At 64.4% G+C, this 5,987-nt stretch carries 5 protein-coding genes; all 5 read right to left on the minus strand.

Annotated elements, in window-relative coordinates:
* Positions 1 to 184: 184 nt before the first annotated feature.
* Positions 185 to 388, minus strand: coding sequence for a hypothetical protein (locus ACMNAY_RS08105; protein ID WP_394969365.1), 204 nt, complete (start codon positions 386 to 388; stop codon positions 185 to 187).
* A 45-nt stretch (positions 389 to 433) separates the two neighbouring features.
* A complete protein-coding gene (locus ACMNAY_RS08110) occupies positions 434 to 2,107 on the minus strand; it encodes a 6-pyruvoyl-tetrahydropterin synthase-related protein (protein ID WP_418719048.1) in 1,674 nt (557 codons plus the stop codon).
* A gap of 11 nt (positions 2,108 to 2,118) precedes the next feature.
* Positions 2,119 to 3,357: a DUF3048 domain-containing protein gene (locus tag ACMNAY_RS08115; protein WP_418719049.1), complete on the minus strand. Its 1,239-nt coding sequence runs from the start codon at positions 3,355 to 3,357 to the stop codon at positions 2,119 to 2,121.
* 72 nt (positions 3,358 to 3,429) lie between these two features.
* The gene (locus ACMNAY_RS08120; protein ID WP_418719050.1) at positions 3,430 to 4,632 is read right to left on the minus strand and encodes a DUF3048 domain-containing protein; all 1,203 of its coding nucleotides are present in this window, start codon (positions 4,630 to 4,632) and stop codon (positions 3,430 to 3,432) included.
* 116 nt (positions 4,633 to 4,748) lie between these two features.
* The gene (locus ACMNAY_RS08125) at positions 4,749 to 5,867 is read right to left on the minus strand and encodes a DUF3048 domain-containing protein (RefSeq protein WP_394975804.1); all 1,119 of its coding nucleotides are present in this window, start codon (positions 5,865 to 5,867) and stop codon (positions 4,749 to 4,751) included.
* Positions 5,868 to 5,987: the final 120 nt, after the last annotated feature.

Raw genomic sequence — 5,987 nt, forward strand, 5'->3', positions numbered from 1 at the left:
ATTTTTGAATGACCTCCCTTTGCTTGCTTGTGCAGTTGGCAGACCGCACTCCCAGTATAGCAAAGGGAGTTTTTCTTTTCCCATTATCGACATTAGTCTTCTTTTGAACCACTCGCCTAGCGAGTGGTTTTCGATATACAAGAAGGCCCGCTGCCGTTGGCAGCGGGCCTTTTGCTTTTGTTTGTTACCACAGCCAGTTGCGGGCTTTGGCCTCGCGGATCTCCATCTCCGCCTCGTCGGCGCGGCCGCGCTTGACCATCACCAGCGTGCCGGTGCTGCCGGCCTTCAGTTTGTAGTCGATCTGGTGGTCGTGCAGCAGCTTTTCCACCTTTTTCAGCTCATCGCCCTCGCCGCTGTAGACGGGGGTGCGGGGTTCAAACAGAGACATATTCCTTCTCCTCTCTCCTTCGGGGCGGCGCGCCGCTCCGTTTTTTCATCCGCGGGCTTTCTTTGCCCGGCGCAATCCGTACACAGCGGCTGTACCCGCCAGCGCCAGAGCCGACAGGCCGCTCACCCAATCGGCAGCGTGCTGCAGGGCGGTGCCGGTGTAGCTCACCACCAGCCGCCCCTCCGGCAGGCCTTCGGGCACATCCAGCTCCACCCGGCCGCCGGCGTCCTTGTGCAGCGGCACGGCAACGGCCTCGCCGCCGTCCGCAGGCTCCACCCAGGCGGAATAGCCTTTATACCACAGTTTGGGGATTCCCCACAGGCCGGCGGTGCCGTCGAAGGGCGCCGTGAAATCCCCGTTCGGCAGGTATTCGCCCTGGAACACGCCCTTGCCGTTGGTATACTGGGCCTCCGGCTCAAAGGCGTACTCGATGGTGTTCACTCCGGCGGGCAGCCACTCGGCCCCCACCAGATAGAAGGCCTCGCCCCGCTGGCCGGTGAAGTAATTGCGCTCGTAGTTCACCAGCTCCGGGAAGGTGGGCCACAGGCAGGCCAGGTTGACCAGAGATAACACGAAGCAGGCCGCCAGCGCCGCCGCTCTCGCCCGTTTGGCCGAAAGGCGGGCCAGCAGGCAGGCCGCCCCCAGGCACAAAAACATCTGACCGAAGGCGTTCAGCCGCCAAGGGAACTGGACGCTGGTGAGCATCGTCTCATCCAGCTTCGACCAGGGCACCCAGCTCAGTGTGGCAAAGGTGAGCAGCACCCCCACCGCCAGGAACACCCAGCCCCGGCGGCAGCCCACGCCCCGGCGAGCGAGCCACAGGCCCGCCGCCACGGCCAGCACGACAAGAAGCATGCCGCCCAGCCCGAGGCCGGTGTAGGAAGAAGGATCAAAGATGGCCGAGAGGGTCATCACGTTGTAGGCCAGCCGGGTGAGGGGTTCGGCGCTCACCTTGAACACGTCGGCGGAGAACTGTTCCAGCACCGGCAGCCAGTAGTAGCAGCTCACCGCAAGGCAGGCCGCCGCGGCGCAAAGGCCGCCCAGAATGGCGCGCCGGTTCAGCACCTTCGGCAGCCGCACCAGCACCCAGCCGATGGCCACCAGGCCCATCAGCGCCAGGCTGACGGTGTGGCTGAGCACCAGGCCGGTGAAGCCGAGAAAGAGCAGCCAGGGTCTCTTTGCCCCCTCCTCGGTGAGGTCCCACAGGCCCCACACCGCCAGCGGCAGAAAGGCCATGGCCTGCACCTCGCCCACCGCGCTGCGGATGTAGAGGTTGGTGAAGTGGTACTGGCACAGGCCGTAGAGCACCATGAAGGCACAGCCGGCAAAATGGCTTTTGCCGATGGCCCGGCCCGCGAAATAGCTGGTGACGCACTGAAGAGCCACACAGCACAGCATCAGGAATTTGAAGGCCATCTCCGGCCCCAGCACCGCCACCCGGGCCAGCGCCGCGGGATAGAGGAAGATGTCGGGGTAAAACAGCCCGGCGGCATAACCGTAGCCGCCCAGAAACAGCGAATAGATGCGCACCGGCAGCGACGCGCCGCCGCCCAGCGCGTCGGCCAGGCCCTCCAGCCGCAGGACGTGGAACACCGCGTCATGGCCGGCAACCAGATCCCGGCTGGCAAAGGGCAGCGCGCAGACCAGCAGCACCGCCGCGGCGCAGGCCGCCGCTGCGAGCCACTGTTTTTTCGTGTTGGGGGTCAGGGCGTTTTCCATACGTTCCCCCGTCAGCCGGCCGCGGAGGCAGGCTCCGCAGGTGCAGAAGCGGGCTCCGCAGGCGCAGAGGCAGGCGCGGAGGCGGGCTCCACAGGCGCGGACGCCACAGGGTCGGCAGCCTGGGGCGCGGCCATGGGCGCGGGCGCCGCGGGCAGGGCCTGTTCAGCGCCGGAAGCATCCAGCAGGCGCAGGCTCTGGCCTTCAAAACCGTCCCACACGCCGATGTAGCTGCGGCCGGGCCGCACAGAAAGGGGCTGGCCTTCCGCGTCAAAAAGCTGCAGCGGCTGATCCGCCTCGCCCTTCTGCCATTTGATCTGCGCCGCGCCGCCGCCGGAAAGGTACAGCCCGTCGCCGCCGGTCATGTCATAGTCCCGGGTGACGCCGTCGTCCTTGAAGCCGGAAGAAGCCATCAGCAAGATCACGTTGGTGCAGCGCACCCGGCCGTCCTCCAGGGTGCCGTCCAGCTGGTCCTGGTCGTTCTCTTTGAGGAAGTAGCTGTCCTCGCCTTCGTCGTACACCAGCTGGGCGGTGCGCTGGGCTCCGTAGCCGATGTCCAGGCGGTAGCCGTTGCCCTTGGCGGGCGCGGCGGCCTCATCAAAGTAGAAAAAGGTGGGGGTCTCGCCGTCCACCGACTGGCCGTAGGATTCCATGGCGCTCTGGATCAGGCGGTTGTCGGCGTACCAGCTGAGCTCCTGGGGCGCGGTGAGGTCCCGCTGGCCGTCCAGGTTGTAGGCGTTCACGCCGATGTACACGCCGTCCAGCGGCTGATAGGTGAACCAGTTCACCAGGTTGGAGGTGTAGATGTCACTGCCGATGTACATGGGGATGGCGTTCACCGGCATCACCAGCTGCAGGAACAGGTCCCGCCCCTGGCACACCGGGCCCACCTTCACCGCCTTTTCCAGGCTGTCGAACACCGCCATCAGGCTGGTGTTCTCCCCGCCGGTGTTGGCCTCGATGAGCAGGTCCGCGGTGGCGATGCCCCACTGGGGCCGGGCAGCTGCGTCATTGGACACCATCACCGCCACCGGCCGGCGGCCGGGGTTTTCGGCCGCGCGCCCGGTAAGGGCGCTGATGCCCGCTTCGGGCAGAGGCATCTCGGTGTTGGCCGCGTGGGGTTCCGGAGTGGCCTGTGCCGGCTGGCTGGTGCTCTGGGATGTGCCGGAGCTTCCGGAGGGCGCCGAAGCAGCGCAGCCTGCCAGCAGCAGCACGGCCAGCGCCGCAGCAACAGCTCGTTTTGCAAGTTTCATGGGTGTGTTCTCCTTATCCTGTTCAAAAAGGGCCCCCGCCGATGCCGGCCGGGGCCCCAGAGTGGGTCAGGTTTAATCCTCGTTTTCCACGAAGTCGTTGGTGGTGGGGGCCTCCTGCACGTCCTGGGCGGTCTCCAGAGATTCCCAGGTGAAGCCGGGGATCTCGTCCTCGTCCACCACGGTCACATAGGTCTTGCCGCAGTTGATCTCGAAAGGCTCCTGGGTGTTGAAGTCCACGATGCGCAGGGTGTCCAGCGGGGTGCCCTTCTGCCAACGGATGCGCTCGATCTTGCCGCCGTAGCAGTAGTAGCCCACGCCGCCCCAGCTGTACTCGGCGTACTGCAGATCCTTGGCCTCGTGGCCGGGATAGGTGTGGATGTCGGTGAAGAGGATGAGCAGGTTGTCGAACATCAGCTGCTGGCCGTTGTTCTCGTCGATGGCATCCATGTAGGCGCCCTTGCTGTAGTACCACTGGGCCATGGCGTACTGGCCGAGGCTGGAGTCGTAGTCAAACTGGGTGCGGTAGGACTGGGAGTGGCGGATGGTCACACGGCCCGCGTCGGCGCTGGCGCCCTCCAGGTTCTCGCCGGTGAGGACCTTGGCGGGGTCGCGGTAGTCCACGAAGTCAAAGAAGGTGGAGTTGTACATCCGGCGGTCGTCCACGTCGTGGCGCTCGATGTACTCGGCGATGAGCTGGCCGTTGGTGTAGGCGGTGTGCTCGGTGTCCACATGATTGCCCGCCCAGTTCACGCGGTCCTCGTTGCGGTAATAGAGCTTGCCGTCGAAGTTGCCTTCCAGGTTCCACTCGTCGTAGTTGTAGTTGGTGATGTACTCCTTCTGCACCACGCTCTGGCCGATGTGGACATAGAGCGGCTGCCAGGGCAGCACCAGGCGGAAGAACTGGTCACGGGCAGAGCGCACGGGGCCGATGTCCGGAATGTTGTTGTAGTCGGTGAACAGGGCCATGAAACGGGTGATGCCGCCCTCCACCTTGATCTCAAAAAGAACATCCGCAGCCGACAGGCCCTTCTGGGGGCGGCAGGTCTGGATGTTGTTCACCATCACCGCGGTGATGCGCTGGCCTTCGGCGTAGTCGGCCGTTTTCTCGTAGCCGGTGAGCACATTGGCCTCGTAGGGCTCGGGAGTGGGCTCGGGCGTGGCCTCAACGCCGGGTTCGGCGGTGCCGCCGGAGGTGGTGGTCTCATCGCCGCCGCAGGCGGTGAACAGGCTGACCGACATGGTCAGGGCCAACAGGATGCACAGCAAACGTTTCATGTACTTGTTCCCTCGTATTCCGCTTTTTATTGCAGGCGGCGCACCGCCCGATTCCGTTGTCTATTATAACAGGCGCACTGCGCCGGGGCAACCGGCCCGGAAAATTTTCACCGGGCTCATTCGCCAAAGAGCTCTTCCAGCGCCAGGCCGTCGATGCGGCAGTTTTCGATCTGTTCGTCGGCCACCACGGCGATGTAGCTGGTGCCGGGGTTCACCTTCACGTCGATCTCCTTGCCCTCATTGTCCACGATGCGCAGGGGGCTGGCCGGGTCTTCCTTGATCCAGCGTACCCGCTCGTAGCGCCCGCCGTTGAAATAGAGCCCCGCGCCCTGGTCAAACTGCACATGGGCCAGCACGCCGTCGGGGTATTTGTCGATCTTGGCAAAGAGCACGAACACATTGTCCGCCCCGTACTGCGCGCCGCCGTCGGCCGCGTCGGTCTGGGGCTGGTCGTACTGCCATTTGAGATATTTGCCCGATTCCGCGTCGTAGCGGAAGGTGGCGTCGGCATAGCCGGAAAAACGCAGATAGACTTCCGCCGCCTCGCCGCCCTCCAGCTGCCGGGCCGGCTGGTCGTAACGCACGAAGTCGAACACCGGCGGCGGTTCATAGGAACAGGTGGTCTGCAGGCCGAACTGCTCCACCGCCGCGGCGAAAGTGGGGCCGTCGGTGTAGACGCAGTGCTCCTGGCCCTTGGTCTTGCGGCGCTCGGTGTCGATCCAGTAGAAGTTGCGGTACTTGCCGTCGATGCTCTTGGTCTCGGTGTATTTATAAAGGTCCAGATACTGCGCCGCCACATTGGAGGTGCCGATGTGGGCGTAGAGCGTCTGCAGCGGCAGCATCAGCTGCACATGCTGGTCACGCGCCGAGCGGATGGGCCCCACCACCGGCATCGTCTCGTAGTCCCGGTAAACGGCCATCAGACGGGTGATGCCGCTTTCGGTGACGATCTCATAGACAAGGTCCGCGCTGTTCAGGCCGCTCTGGGGCCAGGCGGCGCGCACGTTGTTGATCATCACCGCAACGCCGCGGTGGCCCAGCGGATAATCCTCGCCCCGGGCCAGGCCGGTGTAGGGGTCGATGTCCTGAGGCGTGTCGTAGGTCACCAGCGTTTCCGGCGCGGCGTCCGGCTGGGGCGTGGGCGTGGCCCCGAGTTCCTGCGGCCGGGCAAAAACGCAGCCGGTCAGCGCGGCGGCACAAAACAGCGCCGCGGCGCACACAGGCAATCGCTTCATGGGCGGTCCTCCCTTCAGCTGAAACGGTACATCTCTTTTTATCATACTCATTTTTGCCCGTTTTGTAAACTCTTTGTAACAATTAGACGTTCTCCACGCCCTGAAAATTTCATTTTTTCA

Source organism: Candidatus Allofournierella merdipullorum, from assembly GCF_048426865.1.
GTDB classification, from domain to species: Bacteria; Bacillota; Clostridia; order Oscillospirales; family Ruminococcaceae; genus Allofournierella_A; species Allofournierella_A merdipullorum.